Source organism: Marinomonas sp. 15G6-16 (assembly GCF_055809555.1).
The window spans coordinates 164,429-184,390 of the sequence record NZ_CM147916.1 but is presented as its reverse complement, the minus strand read 5'-3'; the positions used below and the strand labels follow the sequence as shown (position 1 = coordinate 184,390).

The 19,962-nt window shown below is 42.1% G+C and carries 17 protein-coding genes; 12 read left to right on the top strand and 5 right to left on the bottom strand.

Annotated features, from left to right (window positions below; translation table 11 throughout):
* From folC to purF, 4 genes are all read left to right on the top strand, one after another.
* Positions 1-1,257: a bifunctional tetrahydrofolate synthase/dihydrofolate synthase gene (gene folC / locus AC0L46_RS00930; RefSeq protein ID WP_473505080.1), complete on the top strand. Its 1,257-nt coding sequence runs from the start codon at positions 1-3 to the stop codon at positions 1,255-1,257.
* A 3-nt stretch (positions 1,258-1,260) separates the two neighbouring features.
* Positions 1,261-1,842 (top strand): SPOR domain-containing protein, encoded by a 582-nt coding sequence (locus tag AC0L46_RS00925; protein ID WP_473505078.1) that lies wholly within the window; start codon positions 1,261-1,263, stop codon positions 1,840-1,842.
* A 74-nt stretch (positions 1,843-1,916) separates the two neighbouring features.
* On the top strand, positions 1,917-2,450 hold the full coding sequence (locus AC0L46_RS00920; RefSeq protein ID WP_414682394.1) for a CvpA family protein: 534 nt from the start codon (positions 1,917-1,919) through the stop codon (positions 2,448-2,450).
* Positions 2,451-2,526: 76 nt separating this feature from the next.
* Positions 2,527-4,035 carry an amidophosphoribosyltransferase gene (gene purF, locus AC0L46_RS00915; protein ID WP_414682393.1) on the top strand — a complete coding sequence of 503 codons (1,509 nt, stop codon included), beginning with the start codon at positions 2,527-2,529 and terminating at the stop codon, positions 4,033-4,035.
* Between the two features lie 65 nt (positions 4,036-4,100).
* Here the strand turns inward: purF and AC0L46_RS00910 are convergent, their stop codons facing one another.
* Together AC0L46_RS00910 and AC0L46_RS00905 are read right to left on the bottom strand one after the other, a co-directional pair.
* Entirely contained in the window at positions 4,101-7,262 is a 3,162-nt protein-coding gene (locus AC0L46_RS00910) for an efflux RND transporter permease subunit (protein WP_473505076.1), read from the bottom strand.
* Positions 7,263-7,274: 12 nt separating this feature from the next.
* A complete protein-coding gene (locus AC0L46_RS00905; protein ID WP_473505074.1) occupies positions 7,275-8,369 on the bottom strand; it encodes an efflux RND transporter periplasmic adaptor subunit in 1,095 nt (364 codons plus the stop codon).
* Positions 8,370-8,619: 250 nt separating this feature from the next.
* Between AC0L46_RS00905 and AC0L46_RS00900 the strand changes: the two genes are divergently transcribed.
* From AC0L46_RS00900 to AC0L46_RS00890, 3 genes are all read left to right on the top strand, one after another.
* Positions 8,620-10,536 carry an ATP-binding cassette domain-containing protein gene (locus AC0L46_RS00900; protein ID WP_473505072.1) on the top strand — a complete coding sequence of 639 codons (1,917 nt, stop codon included), beginning with the start codon at positions 8,620-8,622 and terminating at the stop codon, positions 10,534-10,536.
* A 450-nt stretch (positions 10,537-10,986) separates the two neighbouring features.
* A complete protein-coding gene (locus AC0L46_RS00895) occupies positions 10,987-11,511 on the top strand; it encodes a peroxiredoxin family protein (RefSeq protein WP_473505070.1) in 525 nt (174 codons plus the stop codon).
* A 77-nt stretch (positions 11,512-11,588) separates the two neighbouring features.
* Entirely contained in the window at positions 11,589-12,200 is a 612-nt protein-coding gene (locus AC0L46_RS00890) for a MarC family protein (protein WP_414682388.1), read from the top strand.
* Here the strand turns inward: AC0L46_RS00890 and AC0L46_RS00885 are convergent.
* Positions 12,197-12,709, bottom strand: a complete 513-nt coding sequence (locus tag AC0L46_RS00885; protein ID WP_473505068.1) for a hypothetical protein — start codon at positions 12,707-12,709, stop codon at positions 12,197-12,199. The two genes, AC0L46_RS00890 and AC0L46_RS00885, sit on opposite strands and share 4 nt — an antisense overlap.
* A 37-nt stretch (positions 12,710-12,746) precedes the next feature.
* Here AC0L46_RS00885 and AC0L46_RS00880 point away from each other — a divergent pair, with 37 nt between their 5' ends.
* Both AC0L46_RS00880 and efpL read left to right on the top strand, forming a co-directional pair.
* Complete coding sequence (locus tag AC0L46_RS00880) at positions 12,747-13,901, top strand: M14 family metallopeptidase (protein WP_414682386.1); 1,155 nt, start codon at positions 12,747-12,749, stop codon at positions 13,899-13,901.
* A gap of 105 nt (positions 13,902-14,006) precedes the next feature.
* Positions 14,007-14,573, top strand: coding sequence for an elongation factor P-like protein EfpL (gene efpL / locus AC0L46_RS00875; protein WP_414682385.1), 567 nt, complete (start codon positions 14,007-14,009; stop codon positions 14,571-14,573).
* 97 nt (positions 14,574-14,670) lie between these two features.
* Here the strand turns inward: efpL and AC0L46_RS00870 are convergent, their stop codons facing one another.
* Positions 14,671-15,255, bottom strand: a complete 585-nt coding sequence (locus AC0L46_RS00870) for a superoxide dismutase (protein ID WP_414682384.1) — start codon at positions 15,253-15,255, stop codon at positions 14,671-14,673.
* A 157-nt stretch (positions 15,256-15,412) separates the two neighbouring features.
* On the opposite strand from AC0L46_RS00870, the gene AC0L46_RS00865 reads away from it, so the two are divergent.
* The 3 genes from AC0L46_RS00865 (at position 15,413) to cysN (ending at position 19,121) form a co-directional block, all read left to right on the top strand.
* Positions 15,413-16,354: a hypothetical protein gene (locus AC0L46_RS00865; protein ID WP_473505066.1), complete on the top strand. Its 942-nt coding sequence runs from the start codon at positions 15,413-15,415 to the stop codon at positions 16,352-16,354.
* Between the two features lie 233 nt (positions 16,355-16,587).
* The gene (gene cysD / locus AC0L46_RS00860; RefSeq protein WP_347983226.1) at positions 16,588-17,493 is read left to right on the top strand and encodes a sulfate adenylyltransferase subunit CysD; all 906 of its coding nucleotides are present in this window, start codon (positions 16,588-16,590) and stop codon (positions 17,491-17,493) included.
* 14 nt (positions 17,494-17,507) lie between these two features.
* Positions 17,508-19,121 (top strand): sulfate adenylyltransferase subunit CysN, encoded by a 1,614-nt coding sequence (gene cysN / locus AC0L46_RS00855; protein WP_473505064.1) that lies wholly within the window; start codon positions 17,508-17,510, stop codon positions 19,119-19,121.
* Between the two features lie 89 nt (positions 19,122-19,210).
* Here cysN and AC0L46_RS00850 read toward each other — a convergent pair whose 3' ends face one another.
* Positions 19,211-19,954 (bottom strand): siderophore-interacting protein, encoded by a 744-nt coding sequence (locus AC0L46_RS00850; protein WP_473505062.1) that lies wholly within the window; start codon positions 19,952-19,954, stop codon positions 19,211-19,213.
* Positions 19,955-19,962: the final 8 nt, after the last annotated feature.

Below are 19,962 nucleotides of genomic sequence, written 5' to 3'. Positions count from 1 at the left end.
ATGACTCAAAGGTCATTATCAAGCTGGCTTTCATATATTGAAAGCCAGCATCCCTCTGAAATTGAGTTAGGTCTGGATAGAGGGAATGAGGTTTTATCTCGCCTAAATCTCTCCCGTCCAAAGTGCAAAGTCATTACCGTGGCTGGTACCAATGGCAAAGGTTCAACTTGTGCCATGTTAACTCAGTATTTGTGTTCCCAAAAACATTCTGTCGGAACCTATACCTCTCCTCATTTTATAGCCTTCAATGAACGAATTGCTTTAAACAACACGCCTTGTGAAGACGACTTGATATGTCAGGCGTTTGAAGTAATTGAGGCAGCAAGAGGGGACATTCCTTTAACTTACTTTGAATTTAGTACTCTTGCCGCTTTATGGGTGTTCGATCAATCTGAGCTAGATTACTGGGTTCTTGAAGTAGGGTTAGGTGGAAGGTTGGACTCCGTCAATATGATAGACACAGATGTGGCGGTTATTACGTCTATTTCTTTGGATCATACGGATTGGTTGGGGAATGACCTTGAGGTTATTGCACAAGAAAAAGCAGGGATAGCTAGAAAAGACAAATTGTTGATCAGTGGTGTGCTAACTCCGCCAAAATCCATTGCGAAAACCGCCTTACAAGTTGGTGCTGATTTACGACAAAAAGGTCAGGACTTTCACTTCCTAGCCAGCGAATCAAGCTGGTCATGGAATGGTTCTAGTTTGCAATATACAGATTTACCTATTCCTTCGCTTCCTTTACAAAATGCCGCTACCGTTCTTGCTATATTAGTCTTTATGGGAATGAAGCCTTCCCAAGACGATCTTATTACGCTTTTCAAAACAGCGCAGTTGACAGGGCGTTTTCAAAAAGTAGCAAGTATTCCAGATGTCTTTATTGATGTAGCTCATAATCCGGAAGCAGCCATTGAGCTTGCTCAGAGAATAAAACAATTCCCTAAGCCTCCGATTGCTGTTTGTGGCATGCTAAAAGACAAAGACATCTCAAGTGTTGTGAAGCATTTATCAAATAGCTTTTCGAGTTGGTTTTGTTGTGATTTAGAAGGCCCAAGAGGATCTAAAGGTAAGGAACTTGCTGATCAAGTAATTGTTAGTGCTTCTAATCTTGAGTCCCATGTTAAAGCTTTTTCTTCGGTTGCTGAGGCGTTTGATTCAGCTATCGCTAAAGCAAAATTAGAAGAACGCTCCGTCATTGTGTTTGGCTCCTTTATAACCGTCTCAGATTATTTGGCTATTAGCCAATCAAGAGAGTGATTTATGATTGATAGAACCATAACCTACAGACTTATTGGTGCCAGTATTATGGTGCTTTCAGCTGCGATTATTTTGCCTCTTATTTTAGACGGTGAGCGTCCACCTGAGTTAGATGTTCAGGTTCAAGTAAGTGAGCCGCCAGAGTTTCCTGCGTTAAAAATTGCCCCTGTTCAACCTGTAGATACCTTACCGATTGAATCATCGGAAGATCAGAAAGAGCCTCAAGAAATTAGCCTTATTCCTGTTCCGAAAACAGCAAAAGATGTTGATGAACCAATAAAACAGGCTGCGCCCAAAGCAACGGCTAAGCCAGCACAAAAGGTTGTTGTAGAAAAGCCAGCACCTAAAGTGGTCGCGGATCGTTGGGTTGTGCAGATCGCCAGTTTTAAGAGTAAAGATAACGCGACTCGCTTGGTTGAAAAGCTTAAACAGGCAAATTATGACGCTTACAGCACAACGGCAAATAGTTTGTATAAGGTATTTGTCGGGCCAGAGTTTAAAAGAGAAACATCTGAAAAGATTAGAAACGAGATCAAAAGCAAATTCAGCTTGTCCGGTATCGTTGTAAAATTTTCTACGAATTAAACAAGCTTTTAGTTTTCAGTATTTGGAATATATTGCTGTTCTGTTAAACTCCGCAGCGATTTTTAGAGGTATTCATGGAACAGGTAAACTCGATGTCGACACTGGATTGGCTAATTGTTGCAGTAGTGGTTCTTTCTACTCTACTTAGCTTAAAAAGAGGGTTTGTGAAGGAGGTTTTATCTCTTTTAACTTGGGTTGTTGCCTTCGTAGTGGCAATCAAATTCTCTGATCAAATGCAGGTTTTACTGGTTGATCAAGTACAAGATGACCGCATTCGCTATATCGTCTCGTTTGTTTCTTTGTTTATTGCTTCATTGATTTCTGGTGTATTGGTAAGCTTTTTACTCAGTTCATTGATTCAGGTGACTGGCTTGTCTAGTACAGACAGAGTTTTGGGTATGCTATTTGGTTTTGCTCGAGGCAGCTTAATTGTTGTCGCTTTTGTGTCTTTGCTCAGTTTGAGCCCAGCGATAGAGCAAGCAGAATTTTGGAAATCGTCGCAGTTGATTCCTCAATTGGGACAGTTGAATGAATGGACACGTGAAATGTTAGGCAAGAGTTCGGATCTTATGGATTCGACTCTCATGGATCGTGTTCTTGGTAGTTAGTTGCTTTAGTGGCAATAAAATAAGTTAAGATTTCTTACGGTGTTTACCGTAATTCCCCAACACGAGGATCTATAACATGTGTGGTATCGTTGGTGTCGTTGGCACGTCCATAGTTAACCAGTCAATTTTTGATGCGTTAACGCTTCTTCAGCATCGTGGGCAAGATGCTGCGGGCATGGTAACCAGTCACAATGGCCGTTTATTTTTGCGTAAAGATAATGGTCCTGTGAGTGAAGTATTCCGTACTCGCCATATGAAAAAATTGCTAGGTAATATCGGCATAGGACATGTTCGCTATCCGACTGCAGGAACATCTAGTTCAGCAGAAGCACAACCTTTCTACGTTAACTCTCCTTACGGAATTTCTCTTGCACATAACGGCAACTTAACAAACACAGCGAAATTAAAGCGTGAAGTATTTGAATCTGACTTACGTCACATTAATACCACGTCTGATTCCGAAGTGTTGGTGAACGTTTTAGCTCATGAACTTCATGAAGAAGGCAAGTTAGTTCCTAATCCAGAAGATATCTTTAATGCTTTAGAGCGTGTTTACAATCGTATTGAAGGTGGTTATGCGGTAGTTGCCTTGATCACAGGCTATGGTATTTTAGCTTTCCGTGACCCTGATGGCATTCGCCCGTTGATTTATGGTTCTCGACAAACTGATACGGGCATTGAGTACATGGTGGCATCTGAAAGTGTTGCTCTTGATGCTGCTGGTTTCAAAATTGAGCGCGATGTTTTACCTGGTGAGGCGATTTTCTTTGATGTGAACCATAAAGTTCATGTTCGTCAGTGCACACCGAAGAAACCTGCGCGTCCTTGTTTGTTTGAATACGTTTATTTTGCTCGTCCTGATACCGTCATTGATTCAATTTCAGTTTACAAAGCACGTATTAACATGGGAGATCGTTTAGCTGCGAAAATCCAACGTGAGTGGGTGAATCATGATATTGATGTGGTTATTCCTATTCCCGATACGAGCCGAACAGCGGCTCTTCAAATCGCACAAGCGCTAAACATTCCTTTCCGTGAAGGTTTGGTTAAGAACCGTTATATCGGTCGTACCTTTATCATGCCTGGTCAGGCAGTTCGTAAAAAATCGGTACGTCAGAAATTAAACCCAGTGCCATTTGAGTTTAAAGACAAAACAGTTTTATTGGTTGATGACTCCATCGTTCGCGGTACAACCAGTAAAGAAATTATCGAGATGGCTCGTGAAGCAGGTGCTAAAAAAGTTTACATTGCTTCGGCTGCTCCTGAAGTTCGTTACCCAAATGTTTACGGTATTGATATGCCGGCAGCACAAGAGTTAATCGCTCACAATCGCGATGTGGATCAGATTTGTGAATTGATTGGCGCAGATAAGTTAATTTTCCAAGACTTACCTGATTTGATTGATGCATGTATTGACGAAAAGCACTCTGATGTACGTGAGTTTGATACTTCTGTATTCGATGCAACTTACATTGCTGGTAATATAGACAGTGATTATTTGGCAGGTCTAGAAGGTGTTCGTAATGACTCCAACAAGTCTGCGATAGAAGACGTGCAAGCAAGTGATATGATGCATCCTATGTAACATTCTTATTGCTTAAAAACAAAGCCAAGCATTATGCTTGGCTTTGTTGTTTCTAGGGGAGGGCTTTATTCTAGAGAGTTAATAGGTGAAACGTTCGAGGTAGTTTCCTGTTGAAGAGCTTCAAGCTGTTTTCTTTCTTTTCTACGATAGCCAAGTACTAACAAGCAAGGTGTTAAGATCAGCGTCAGTGGCGTAGCAAACGTCAATCCACCAGCAATAGCGGTAGAAAGTTGTGTCCACCATTGAGCAGAAGGAGCACCAACACTTAATGATTGATGTGTTAAGTCTATGTTTAACTGAAACACCATCGGGATTAGCCCAAGCACGGTTGTGATCGTAGTTAACATAACAGGGCGCAGGCGTTGAACTCCCGTACGAATCGCTGCTTCACGCACCATCATCCCTTGCTTGCGTAAACCATTAAAGGTATCAATCAATACAATGTTGTTGTTGACTACAATACCGGCTAAGGCGATGACTCCAACACCACTCATAACAACACCAAAAGGCTGACCTTTAAGCATGAGCCCGATGAAGACACCCATGGTTGAAAAGACAACCGCACTCAATATCAATAAGCATTGGAAGAAATTGTTAAATTGGGTGACAAGAATGATCGCCATGATGAAGAAGGCAACCCCAAAAGCTTTCAACAAAAAGACCATCGATTTTTGCTGTTCTTCGGTATTACCTCGGAATTCATAACTGACGGTTTTGTCGATATTGGCGTTGTCCAATTCAACTTTAATGGCTTTAATGATTTCATCAACGACTAAACCGTCTTTTACGTCAGCATCAATTTGAACGGCTTTTTTACCGTCTGTACGATTGATTACACCTTGTTTTGGAGCGGCATAACGAGTAATGAAATTGCTCGCAGGAATGCTTCCTTGATTCGTTGGTATCTGTAACTGATCAAGTTGATCTAAGCTACGTTGATTGACTGGATAGCGCAAGACAATGTCTATTTTGTCATCCGCGCCTTCTGGTAAAAAATCACTTAATGTAATGCCCGTGGTAACCAGTTTAATAACATTGCCAAGGCTATTAACATCAACACCATAGCGACTTGCTTCAGCTCGATTAATATCAATACGCCATTCAATTCCGTCTAAGGAACGATCGTCATTGACCGTGACGATTTCTTCTCTTTCAAGCAACTTTTTACTGATTTCATCTGCTGCTAAATAGAGCGCTTCCGAGTAATTAGAAGTAAGCTGTAATTGAATATCTGCACCAGATTGTGGGCCGCCTTGCTCTTTTTCTGCGCTCACTTCAATCCCAGGGATTTGCTTCGTCCTTTCGCGAATGCGATCCAGGATGATGCTCGCTGGCTCACGCTGGTACCAATCAACAAATTCCAAGCTGATCGAGCCTATGCTATCGGGCGATGCGTTATTTCCGGGTGTTGCGTAGGAAGTTGTCACTATGCTTTTTAATTCAGGAGTACCAATAAGTTGTAGCTCAACCTGTTTGACTAAATCGTCTTTTTCATCAAGAGATAGATCGCCACGGGCTCGTATTTCCAAGTTGGCAGATTCCGGTTCTATGTTAGGGAAGAATTCAACTCCTTTACCAAACTTTCCATAAATCATGAACACACTAATAAGGAGGGTAATGGTGAACATCAATACCCAAATTGGTCGCTCGACTAAACGGGTTAGCATTCTTCCATAAAAACCAGTCGGTCCCGTCAGTTCAGTTAAGTCGCCGCTTTCCGTAATGCGCATAGCATGTAACGTTTTTTCACTGTAAGCGCCTTTCTTACCAATCATGGAGCCAATGGTAGGAAGTACAATCAATGCCATTACCAGTGAGGAGGCCAGTGTTGCGATAATGGTGATTGGCATGAATTTCATGAACTCGCCAACAATATCAGGCCAGAAGAGCAAAGGCATAAAAACAGCAAGCGTGGTTGCTGTCGAAGCCGTAATTGGCCAAGCCATACGTTTTGCAGCTTCACTGTACGCTTGTCGTTTCGATGCGCCTTCGGCTAACTTTCGATCCGCGTATTCTGTAACTACAATGGCGCCGTCAACCAACATGCCGACACTGAGTATCAAGGCAAACAAGACAACCATATTGATGGTGTAGCCTTGTAAATCCAATAACAAAATACCAGATAGAAAAGCACCAGGAATCGCCAAACCGACCAGTAGAGCGCTGCGAATACCGAGAGCCCAGACAATCACAATCATCACCAAGAGCGTTGCCGCTAAGACATTATTGAACAGATCGTTTAAAGAGGTTTCTATATCGGTCGATTTATCGCCGGTTAAGTTGTATTCAAGATTTTCTGGCCATTGCTCACTTTCAGACGCGATAACCTCTTTTACCGCTTCAATGGTTTCGATAATGTTTTCGCCGACGCGTTTTGATACTGCTAAGCTGATACTGCGTTTACCTTCAACTCGAGCATAGCTGCTTGGGTCTTCAAAGGTGAGTTCACCCGTTGCAATATCACCTAATAGAACAACTTGATCGCCTTCTGCTTTAATCGGTAAGTTGAGAATGTCTTCTTTGGTTTTAAGCAGGCCTGGGACTTTTAGAGAAAAGCGGCCCGCGCCAGTATCAAGGTTACCTGCAGCGACAAGTCGATTATTGCCTGAGACAAAATTGGCAACATCTGTGAGAGATAAATTATAGGATTCAAGTTGTTCTGGGCGAATAATGATTTGCGCTTGCTGATCACGGTCACCACTAATAGCCGCTTCCAAAACACCATCAACCGCTTCAATAGCGTCTTGAAGGTTCTTCGCTGTGCGGCTTAAAGTCGCGAAATCTACATTACCTGATAGGTTGACTCGTAATACGGGAAACGTCGATAAATTGATTTCTGTTACGGTGGGTTCTTCTGCATCATCAGGTAATTCGCTTTTCGCTCGATCGACTTTGTCTTTCGCATCAATAATAGCTTGATCTATGTCTACGCCAGACTCAAATTCCAAAATAATAGAAGCATGCCCTTCAGAAGCGGTCGATTTTAATTCCTTTAAACCTTCGAGCCCTTTCAGCTCTTTTTCCAAAGGATGGACTAATAAGCTGTCGGCGTCTTCTGGTGAGATACCTTCTAAGGAGACAGAAACATAGGCAAGGGGAATAGTAATGTCTGGGTCATTTTCTTTGGCTATTTCGATGTAAGATACAACGCCCATAACAAGTATTAGGACAAAGAACATCATTACGGTTCTGGAGCGAGCTAAGGCCGCCTCAATCAAAGTTTGCATGGCTGAGACTCCTTAGTCTTTGTAATGTGCGTCAATTTTATCACCAGCAGACACAAAACCTTGTCCAACAGTAATAATATTCACATTATCAGGTAGGCCGCTGACCCATACTTGGTCTCGCTCAGATTTCACAATAGTCACTGGAGAAATCACTACTCGATTATTAATATCGATGGTTTTGATCGCCGTATTTCCAGCATCATCTAACGTGAGTAATGCAGGTGAAAATGCATGCGCCTTTTGTTCGTCGATGATGAAATCAACCGCTGCGGTTAATCCAGCCGGAATAACGTTATCTGGGTTATCTACTTGTATTTCGACAGTAATGGTTCGGCTTGCTGCATTGGCAGTTGTATTTATATAAGAAACAAAACCTTCGGCTTCGTAGCCTGATTCAAGTCGAATCTCTCCGGGTGTGCCGAGTTTGATTTGCTGAATCTTGTTCTGAGGTATGTTCACGCTCACCTTAATTGGATTCAAAGAGACTAATGTGCCGATGGCGTCACCAGCGGCAATGACTTGGCCTTCTTGAACATCTAATGTGTTTAAAATACCGGAGAAGGGCGCAGTAAGAGTGGCATTCTCTAAATCGACCAATAGTCGACGCTCTGCTGACTTCGCGCTGGCTAATTCGGTTTCTGCTTGGGCCAAACTCACCTTAGAAGAGTAATTGTTGGCGGCTAACTGCTTAACTCCCTCTAGCTCTAATGTTCTTTGTTTGACTAGCAGCTTAGCTTGGTCGATTTCGGCTTTTAGTGTTCGAGTATCAATTTGTAAAAGAGGTGTTCCTTTTTTGACAAAGGAACCTTTTTCGATTGGCAAATTGGTGATTCTACCCGGATAGGTATTAATCAAAGATAAGGTTTCATCCGCTTCTGTTGTGCCACTAAGCGGCAAATGCATTTCAATGGTACGAGCCGTCAATGTTTTTGCTTGAACGGAATAAATAAGTTTGGACTCTGCTGTTTGGCTGGAAATCGTATTGTTTGTTTGGCTTGATTCGGAAGGGCTAACCGTAACGCCATTTCCACCAATGAGCATCCAACCTACTGCGATAGCGGTTACAACAACAGCAGTGATGGGTCCTACTTTATTTTTTAGCTCCATTTAAGGCTCCATAAATGAAAATTTATAATGAATTGTTTTCTTAGATAATGGCTAATGATCTGCTTTTCTTCAAGAATTGTCAGGATTATATCTAGGTTATTATCTGAGTTAATGACGCTGCTTGTTAAATGTTTATTTTATTGCCTTTAGATTAACTATTTTTAGATGCCTAGGTATGGGTATGTGCTGATTCTTTTGTTAGAAGAGTGATACTATATCGCCACAAAATTTTTACATTATATGGATAGATATGAGTCTATTGTCGTTAGAACAGATCAGTGTTGCTTTTGGGCATAATCCGCTGTTGTCAAAAATCAGTTTTTCAGCGGAAGCTGGAGAGCGTGTTGCTATTATCGGTCGTAATGGCGCTGGTAAATCCACCTTTTTGAAAATTGTATCTGGGGAGCAAATTCCAGACGAAGGTGTGGTTCGAATTGAAGGCGGTATGAAGGTCGCTCAACTACCTCAAGAGCTGCCTGAAGCGAATGAAAAAACCGTTCGAGAAGTGGTGAGTGAGGGTGCAGGTCAAGCTCACGAGCTAATGGCTCGTTATTTCAAGCTTTTAGAAGACATGGAAAATGACCACTCAGATGAGCTAGGTGAAATTCAAACTGAGTTGGATAAAGTTCAAGGCTGGGATTTAGAGCAAAGAGTGAATCACATGATTCAACGATTGGCTTTACCGGCTGATAAATTGATGTCGGAATTATCCGGTGGTTGGCGTCGTCGTGTTATTTTGGCGCAAGCATTGATTTCGAATCCAGATGTTTTACTACTTGACGAGCCAACTAACCATTTGGATGTGCCAACGATTGAGTGGATGGAGCAACAGCTTCAGCAATTCCGTGGTTTGATTCTTTTTATTACCCATGACCGTCGTTTCCTCGAAAAATTAGCAAACCGTATCGTTGAATTAGACCGCGGTAATTTACTTTCTTTTAGCGGCAGCATTCATGAGTTTCTTGTCTTTAAAGAAAAGCTACTGGAAGAAGAAGAGCGCGCAAATGCTTTATTTGATAAGCGTCTTGCTGAAGAAGAAGTATGGATTCGTCAGGGGATTAAAGCGCGACGTACCCGTAACGAAGGCCGAGTACGAGCTTTAAAAGCCTTGCGTGAAGAAAGGTCACAAAGAATCAATCGTCAAGGTAATGCCAAAATGGCAATTGAGACGAAAGAGAAGTCCGGTAAGTTGGTGGCAGAGTTTACTCAAGTTAGTCACTCCTTTGAGGATAAAGTTATTTTACGCCCAATGGACTTTATGGTGAATCGTGGTGACCGTATCGGATTGATCGGTCCAAATGGTTGCGGTAAAAGTACCTTCCTAAAAATCTTATTAGGCAACCTTCAGCCAACAACAGGGGAAGTGCGTCAAGGAACGAAATTAAACGTCGCTTACTTCGACCAGTTGCGTGAACAGCTAGATCCTGAGCAAACGGTTGCTGAAAACGTGGGCGAAGGCAAAGATGTTATTGAGATTAATGGCCAGAACAAACACGTTATTGGCTATCTTGGTGATTTCTTATTCCCTCCTGAGCGTGCTCGAACACCAATCAAAGCGCTTTCGGGTGGTGAGCGTAACCGTGTTTTATTAGCAAAGCTTTTTACTAAACCAGCTAACTTATTGGTAATGGATGAGCCAACCAACGACTTAGATGTGGAAACATTGGAGTTATTGGAAGAACTGTTAATGAATTATGACGGCACCTTGTTGTTGGTAAGTCACGACCGTTCTTTCCTTGATAACGTTGTCACCAGTGTCATTGCCTTTGAGGGTGATGGTCATGTGAAAGAATATGTTGGTGGTTATCAAGACTGGATTCGCCAAGGCGGTAAATTCCCAACGGAATCAACATCGCAAACAGATGAGCCGAAAAGCAAAGCTAAAGTGGCTGAAAAAAAAGAACCTGTTGTTGAAGCAAAAGCTGCCGCTAAACCAAAAGCGAAGCTCAGCTACAAAATGCAGCGTGAATTTGACTTGATGCCGGAAACCATTGCCAAGCTAGAAGCTGAAATTGCCTCATTAAATGAGATCACAAGCTCGGCTGACTTTTACTCTGGAGACAAAGAAAAAGTTCAGAATACTTTGGCGGAAATGGCTAACAAAGAGCAGGAGCTTGAATCCACAATGGAGCGTTGGCTTGAACTTGAAGAAATGCAAAACGGCTAGGGAAGGTGCGATTAAGTCTTCTGAACTTCAGCCTTATCAGAGAAACGGTCTATCAAGGCAAGAGTGAGCAGGAATGTTAATACCTTTCAATCACTCTTAACGCAGAGAGGCCGTTTCTCTGAAAGACCCGAAGGGCGTGGGCTAAACACTTTTTATTCTTTGTTAAGCTTCTTGCTAATATGTTCATATTGGACTGCGAAGCTTGCCTCGAATAATAAAGGTTTATCCACACGCTGAAGCCAGTGGACTTGTTCGCACCTTCCCTAGACTTCAAAGCAGCAATGTTTAGATATTGATAAAGAGCGACAAGGAAGTCGCTCTTTAAACCTTACAATGGTGGATTTTCAACAAGCAAGCAAAGAGTGAATAAGCCTATTGTCTAGGTTGTTTTCTGCAGTAAATTTGAAAGACTGTACATGTCAATAAATTATTATAAAAAAGGTATGTCTTATGAGTGGTTCAAAAGTGAGTGCTGGCGTTACTTTTCCTTCCTTTTCGGCATTGTCTGTAGACAGTGGTGAGAAAGTTGAAATTGGAAACGCGTCTGGAAAATGGCAATTAGTTATTGTGTATCGTGGTAAGCATTGTGCCCGATGTAAAAAATATCTGAACACCCTGGAACAAATGCAAACAGCTTGGCATGATGCTGGCTTTAGTATTATGACAGTATCGGCGGATTCTCGTGAGAAAGCACAAGCGGATATTGCTGAGTTTGGTTGGACCTTTCCTGTCGCTTGCGAATTGTCAGAAGATGAGATGCGTAAATTAGGTCTGTATATTAGTGAACCACTGAGCCCAAATGAGGCCGATGGTTTGTTTGCAGAGCCTGCGGTATTTTGTTTACGTCCAGACGGGACGGTTCAAATCGTGGCTATTTCTAATGGCCCATCAGCTCGCCCTGATCTTGGAGAACTATTAGATGGCATGGTATTTACCATCAATAAAGAGCGTCCACCAAGAGGCACGGTGGTATAAAAGCAATCTGATTAGAGCAGGCGTTTATTTGTCTGTTCTAACTGTTTTATTTTTAATAAGTTTAACTGGCTATACTAATGACGAATGAATTTTCAATCCTTTCTGCAACCCTATTATTTCTTTTTGTAATTGATCCATTTGGAAATATCCCCATTCTATTGTCCGTTATGAAAGGGGTTGCACAGAAGCGACAATATCAAATTGTGATACGTGACGGTTTGATTGGCCTTTTAATCTTGGTGGCTTTCTTATTTTTTGGCGCTGAGTTTTTGAAAGTCTTGCACCTTGAAACAGAGTCTATTTCTATTGCTGGTGGCGTTGTCTTGTTTGTCATCGCGTTGAAAATGATTTTTCCTTCTGCGTTAAGTCAAGAGAAAACCAATGTTGTAGAGCCATTCATAGTGCCTATTTCTATTCCTATGTTAGCTGGGCCGTCAACCTTGGCTACGCTATTGGTTATGGTAAAAAGTTTCCCTGAAGAACAGAATTCATTGCTGATTTCTGTTTTGGCGGCGTGGGGGATTTCGGTTGTGATTCTAGCCATGGCACCTTTGCTGAATCGCTTATTAAAAGAAAAAGGCTTGGCTGCACTAGAAAGGTTAATGGGAATGTTGTTATTGATGATGTCTGTGCAAATGCTGGTGAACGGTGTGCGCAGTTTGATTACACACACCGTTGCCGCGCTTTAATCGATTGGCGGAATATCGTTTTGGTCGATAAGTCCATGCTCCACGGCAATTTGTAATAGCTGTATGACTAGCTCATCAGGCGGTAGTAAGTGCAGTGGCGTTGTTTGACCTTGTTCTAAAAAGGCATCGTTTAGATTTACGTCACGCTCTTCAAACCAGGAGTGAATGCTTTGAACCTCAAAGCTCGGCTCTAAACCTTTTATATCGTAAGTGGCTTCGATAAGGTGGTTAAGTTCTTCAGGCTCTAGTCCGTAAACAACATCTGTATCAAATTCATTAATCCACTCAGCTAAGATATCGCTGGCTTCAAAACCAAATTCATGGAGTTGCTGCTCGTCCAAATCATGGGCGTTAGGTTCGATAGTGTGGTTTTCTAGCCATTCGTCATCTGGAATAACGAGCACTTCTTTAACCTGAGCACCATGAGTAGACCAAGTAAAAAGTAATGGGAAAGCGGGCTCGTCGGAAGAGTTGGCGACAGCCGTCATGAATATAGGTAAACTTGCCATAATTTAGAACCAATGTTTGATTGTTAAGGAAGAATAAATGACCAGCCGAATCAAGATCAGTAGTGCGTTTGATGGCGGTAACATCTCCGTTATAAATGCGTCGGAGCCGGACAATATTAGAGTAAAGATCCCTAATGATACAAACTCTAAATTCCTCCAATGGTTTTATTTTCGTTTACAAGGCGGAATGGGTGAACAATGCGTGATCCATTTCGAAAATGCCAGTGATGCCGCTTACCCTGATGGTTGGGTAAATTATGAAGCGGTTGCTTCTTATGATCGTGAATACTGGTTCCGTGTTCCTACAGAATATGTTGATGGCAAATTGGTGATTTCTCATCAACCTGAGCAAGATAGTGTTTATTATGCTTACTTTGCGCCTTACAGCTATGAGCGTCACTTAGACATGATTTCTTGGGCGGCAAGCCATGAAGATTGTATTACCGATCATTTAGGTGAAACCGCAGAAGGGCGTGATATTACTTTGTTGGAAGTCAGCAAAACCCAAGGCTTAGCAAAAAACATTTGGATCATTGCTCGTCAGCATCCAGGTGAGACCATGGCGGAATGGTTCATCGAGGGCTTGTTAGAGCGATTGTTTGATGAGTCTCACCCCATTGCGCGTTCTTTGCTAAAACAATGTCGTTTTTATGTTGTGCCAAATATGAACCCAGATGGCGCGGTATTAGGTAATTTACGAGTGAATTCGAAAGGTGTGAACTTGAATCGCGAGTGGAAAAATCCAACGCCAGAATTTAGCCCTGAAGTATTGGCTGTTCAGAAAAAAATGGCTGAAACAGGTGTCGACATGTTTTTAGACATTCATGGTGATGAAGCCTTACCTGTAAACTTTGTAGACGGTTGCCAAGGTGTTCCATCTTTTGATGATCGGATGGCTGCAATGGAGACTTTGTTTAAAGACGCCTTTACTGCTGTCAGCCCAGACTTTCAAACAGAAATTGGTTATACGCCAGATCAATTTGGTGAGGCCAATCTTACGGTGGCAACGAAGTGGGTTGGTGAAACTTATAATTGCCTGTCTTTTACTTTGGAAATGCCGTTTAAAGACAACCAGAATCTACCAGACGAAATAGTTGGTTGGTCACCTGAGCGTGCTAAGATTTTAGGAGCGGATGTGCTTTATCCTATTCATCAAGTGATCAACAGTGCTCACATGAAAGCAGATGATTAATGCTGCTAAAAAGCACAAATAGCATTAAAGCCCTTCGGGGCGTTAATAGATGAGTGAAGACTCATTTTTACATTTTATAAAACGTTATTTTTAGGATGAGAGAAGATGCCTAAGGCGAGTGAAATTAAAAGAAATATGGCGATTGATTACGATGGTAAAACATACATTGTAAGAGCTATTGAGCGCTCAGTTCCACAAGGTCGTGCAGGTGGAAGTCTTTACCGCATGCGCATGTACGATGTGGTATCAGGTCGAAAGCTGGATGAAACCTTTAAAGATTCAGACATGATCAATCTGGCTGATCTTATTCGTAGACCTGTGATGTACTCTTATTCTGATGGCGATGAGTACGTCTTCATGGATAATGAAGATTACACGCCTTATAACTTGAATACAGCGTCGATTGAAGAGGAAGTATTGTTCTTCAACGAAAGTACTGCAGGTATTCAAGTAGTCTTGGTAAACGATGTGCCTGTAGCAATTGAATTGCCTACTAATGTTGAGTTAGAAGTGGTTGAAACAGATCCGTCTATCAAAGGTGCTTCTGCAACCTCTCGTACTAAACCCGCGAAATTGTCGACTGGTGCAACCGTTCAGGTGCCGGAGCATATTTCTACGGGTGATCTAATTAAGGTTAATGTTGAAGAGCGTAAATTTGCTGGCCGTGCTTAAGTGCTTAGGCTTTAAATTTGAATAAAAAAACGCGGCTTAAAAGCCGCGTTTTTTTTGACTGGTCTTATGAACGTTTTAATAAAACGTCTGAAAGGCCTTAAGCTGAGAAGTTTGCTGCCGCAAATTCCCAGTTAGCTAGTGCCCAGAAACCTTTAAGGTAGTCAGGACGTACATTGCGGTAATCAATGTAGTAAGCGTGTTCCCATAGATCAACAGTTAGGATTGCAGTTTGGTCGCTTGTCAGCGGTGTTTCTGCATTGCTAGTGTTGATAATATCTAGAGAGCCGTCAGCATTCTTAACCAACCAAGTCCAGCTAGCGCCAAAGTTGTTGACTGCTTTGTCATTAAACGCTTCTTGGAACTTAGCGAAAGAACCCCATTTAGCGTTAATGGCATCTGCAAGAGCGCCAGTTGGCTCGCCGCCGCCATTAGGGCTTAAGCTGTTCCAGAAAAAAGTGTGGTTCCAGATTTGTGCTGCGTTATTGAAAACAGGACCAGCAGGAGCAGATGTAATGATCTCTTCAAGTGATTTGTTTTCGTATTCAGAACCAGGAACTAAGCCGTTCAATTTCACAACATAAGTGTTGTGATGCTTACCGTGATGGTATTCAAGAGTTTCCACAGACATGTGAGGCTCAAGAGCATCTTTAGCATAAGGAAGGGCTGGTAATTCAAAAGACATTTCAATTCTCCTTGCTTTATATTAACGAAAAATGCTTGTTATCAAGCAGTTAATGGTGCTTATATAGTAGCACCGAACAAGTTAAGATAATATTCTTTAGAATTGTTCTCGGACGATTTTCCATAATTTTTGTTAATAACGACTATATAAGATTTCCATGCGAAGAGATGATGATGTTGAGATCCCAAGCCTGACTCTGGATCAAGATGAAGTCAGCGAAAGAAGACCGACTATGGCGACGCCTAAAGCTCGGTCTATTCCTACCCAAGCGCAACCAAAGCACGCGCCTAATGTTGTGCATAAAAAGGCAAATTTACTAGGCGTTTACTTGTTGATTTTGATTGTCTTGTTGGCCGCCGCAGGTGGTGGTTTTTGGCTGTGGCAACAAAATATGCAATTGCGCAATGAAGTTTATGGTGCCAAGACAGAAATACAGAATCTTGACCACCAATTGCTTGCAGCGGATGTTTCGGCTAACAAACAAGGTCAGACATTAGAAGAAACCCTAAAAGAGCATGATAGCGAAATTCGTAAATTGTGGGCTGTTGCTTACGATAGAAATCGCACAGCGATTGCCAACAACAATAAAACGCTAGAAGAACTGGAGAAACAAGTCGCCTCATTGAAGGATACTTTATCTGTTCAGTCTAAACGTATTGCTATTCAGTCTGATACTTTTAATGACATCGAAGCAGGTTACAACAAGCTTGTTCCTAATGTGGCTTCGTTAGACGGTGCAGTGAAAAATGTAACGGAAATGCAAGAGCAGCAAGGTGCAACCTTAAATGAAGTGGATAGCAAAATAATTGCTCAAGAAGAGCAGGTTGAGGCTTTGGATAGTGCTGTGGTTAGTCAAACAGCCGCGCTAAGCAAAATTCAGCAAGAGTTAGTAGCTCTTCAAAATGAAGTGGCCGCATTTGACGACAAAGCATCGAATATAAGTGATGCAGACTTGGTGACAGTGAAGCAAACTTTAGCCAGCCATCAGGATGCGATTGACTCTAGCGATGCATTTAGAACGCAGGTAAACAGTGAAATCATTCGTCTGCGTAAGCAAATTAATCAACTCATGCTTGAGCAGCAATTGAATGCTGAATAAGTGAGCGTTATCTAAAAAAACTCTTAAAGGCCGATTGTTCGGCCTTTTTTGTGTCTGAAATAAGAAACTCTGTCCAAGATTAGTGGCTTTGGGTGTGATTTTTTGTTCTTTCGGTTGGTTAATCATATTTTTAATATGCATATTCAACTAAAGTCTAAATATGAGTCTTTTTATAACTTAAAGGCATGTTATAGTTTACAGATACACAATCCTTACAACAGAGATGAGGAATTATGACTGAGGAAAGGTTAACTCACTTAAAGCAACTGGAAGCGGAAAGTATTCATATTATTCGTGAAGTGGCTGCAGAATTTGATAATCCAGTAATGCTTTATTCTATCGGTAAAGATTCAGCGGTAATGCTGCATCTTGCTATGAAAGCATTTTATCCAGGTAAACCACCGTTTCCTTTAATGCATGTTGATACTGGCTGGAAATTTAAAGAAATGATTAAGTTTCGTGATGAGTTGGTCGCGAAGCTTGGATTAGAGCTTATTGTTCACCAGAACCAAGAAGGTATCGCTCAAGGCATTGGCCCTTTCACACACGGCAGCTCTAAACATACCGATGTGATGAAAACTCAAGGTTTAAAGCAAGCTTTGGATAAATACGGTTTTGACGCCGCATTTGGTGGCGCTCGTCGTGATGAAGAAAAATCTCGTGCGAAAGAGCGTGTTTATTCTTTCCGTGATAAGCAACATCGTTGGGACCCTAAAAACCAACGCCCAGAGCTTTGGAATATCTACAACGGCAAAGTAAATAAAGGCGAAAGTATTCGTGTTTTCCCATTGTCTAACTGGACAGAATTGGATATTTGGCAATACATTTATCTAGAGAGTATTCCAATTGTTCCTCTTTACTTCTCTGCTGAACGTCCTGTTGTTGAGCGTGATGGCACTCTTATCATGGTTGATGATGAACGTATGCCTCTTAATGGTGAAACGCCTGAAATGAAGTCTGTTCGTTTCCGTACACTTGGCTGTTATCCGTTAACTGGAGCGGTTGAATCAGAAGCAGCAACTTTGCCTGAGATCATTCAGGAAATGCTACTGACAACCAGTTCAGAACGCCAAGGGCGCATGATTGACCATGATTCTTCGGGATCAATGGAAGAGAAGAAGAAACAGGGCTATTTCTAAGTTTGGAGTAAAGAATGTCTCACCAGTCAGAATTGATCAGCCAAGACATACTTGGCTATTTGAAACAACATGAAGAAAAAGATCTACTGCGCCTTCTTACTTGTGGCAACGTAGACGACGGTAAAAGTACGTTAATTGGTCGTTTGCTACATGACTCTAAATTGATTTATGAAGATCATTTGGATGCAGTTAAACGTGACAGTAAAAAGTCAGGAACTCAAGGTGAAGAAGTTGATTTAGCCTTATTGGTTGATGGTCTTCAAGCTGAGCGTGAGCAGGGCATCACGATCGATGTAGCTTACCGTTATTTCTCTACCGAAAAGCGTAAATTCATTATTGCTGATACACCGGGACACGAGCAATACACACGTAACATGGCAACCGGTGCGTCTACTTGTGACCTTGCTATTATCTTGATTGATGCTCGTTACGGTGTACAAACACAAACGCGTCGCCACTCTTATATTGCCGCTTTACTTGGCATTAAGCATGTTGTTGTGGCGGTTAACAAAATGGATTTGGTGGATTTCTCTGAAGCTAAATACAATGAAATTCAGTCAGACTACCTTGCGTTTGTAGACCAGCTTGGCGATCGCAAACCTGAAGATATTCAGTTTGTGCCAATGTCTGCATTACGTGGCGATAACGTAGTGAATGCTTCTGAAAGCACGCCTTGGTACAAAGGTTTGCCTTTGATGGCGATTTTGGAAACGGTTCAGATTAACCGTAATGTTAAGAAAGATTCTTTCCGTCTGCCTGTTCAATATGTGAATCGTCCAAACCTAGATTTCCGTGGTTTTTCTGGAACCATCGCAGCTGGTGTTGTGAAACCGGGTGATGAGATTGTTGCTTTGCCTTCTGGTAAAAAGTCCAAAGTTGCTGAGATTGTAACTTACGACGGTAACTTAGCATCGGCTAAAGCTGGTCAAGCCGTGACGATTACATTGGAAGATGAAATCGACATCAGTCGTGGCGATATGTTGTCACACCCAGAAAATGAGCCTCTAATCGCTTCTACTTTAAGAGCATCCGTTGTGTGGATGGCGGATCAGGCTTTGGTTCCTGGTAAGCTTTATGACTTTAAGCTAGGCACGCAAACCGTTCCGGGTAAGGTGCATCACTTTAACCACCGCGTAGATGTAAATACGTTAGAGAAAAGCGACATTGATTCGCTTGAGCTTAACGGTATTGGCGATTGCGTGATTCAATTTGATGCGCCTGTTGCGTTTGATGAATACCAAAACAGTCGTTTGACTGGTGCGTTGGTTATTATCGACCGCCTGACCAACGTCACCGTTGGTGCCGGGATGGTTGAAGAGGCTGTTGCTGAGCTAGATGCGGATACTATTGTCAGTGCGGAAGATCGTGCAGCGCGCCTTGGTCAGAAACCAGCGGTTATTGCCTTGTCTGCTGATGTATTGGCTAAATCTGATGCATTAGAGCGATTACTCTTACGTCAAGGTATTGTGGCATTAGTGAAAGCGGATGCGACTGAAGCGGAAGCTCAATTAGTTCGTCAAACAGGTGTTGCTTTCCTTGTTGCGGATTCATCCATCGCTGATTCTGAGATTACAGAAACTTCATTGGATGACGTAGTTGATTTGGTAATTGAGAGCGTTCGACTATAACGTTTTAAAATAAAAGCGTTGTAAAAACCGGCTTAGCGACAGGAATTCACTTTTATAGTGGAGCCCTGCAGCGAAGCCGGTTTTTTGTTTTATATCATCTCTTCTTCGGCATCATTGCGTTTTACCATTTTGTGCTGGTCTTCGTTGCTGCCTAATTTCCAATAACTTGAAATATATAAAGAGTCATGGCTAAGTGCTTTTTCTTTTTTAAGAAAATGGCGCAAAGATTTCATACTGCTAAATTCGCAAGCTACCCATGCGGAGACTTTTCCATCCAGCCATGGAAGTGATTTAACCTCATTTAATAGACTGGCGCTGTCTTCACCTGGATGAGTATTGATAATCCATTTCATCTCGACACCTTTTGGATGTTTTAAATCCAGTATGTCATCGGCACTCACAACTTCAATCACGGCGTAGCCTTTCGCATTAGCAGGCAGTTGCTCTAAGTTAACGCTAATTGCTGGAAGGGCGGTCATGTCTCCAACGAGCAAGTGCCAATCAGTGGGTTGAGCAATCATTTTCTTTGGGCCTGGGCCTCCAATCATTATGGCATCATTGATTTGTGACTGTTGTGCCCAAGTCGATGCAGGGCCGCCATCTTGATGAAGCATAAAGTCGATATCAATTTCGTTATTCCGTTGATGTCGGATGGTGTAAGTTCGTAATAAAGGTTTTGAATCGCCGTTTGGGAAAATGAGTTTTACATAGCCACTTTCCTGATTTTCGGGGAAGTTACTCATCTTTGGCCCGCCTAACGTAATGCGCAACATATTAGGCGAGATTTGGTCTTTTTTAATAACGATAAGCTCTCTAGGTTGTGGCTTGCTCATTTTGGTCT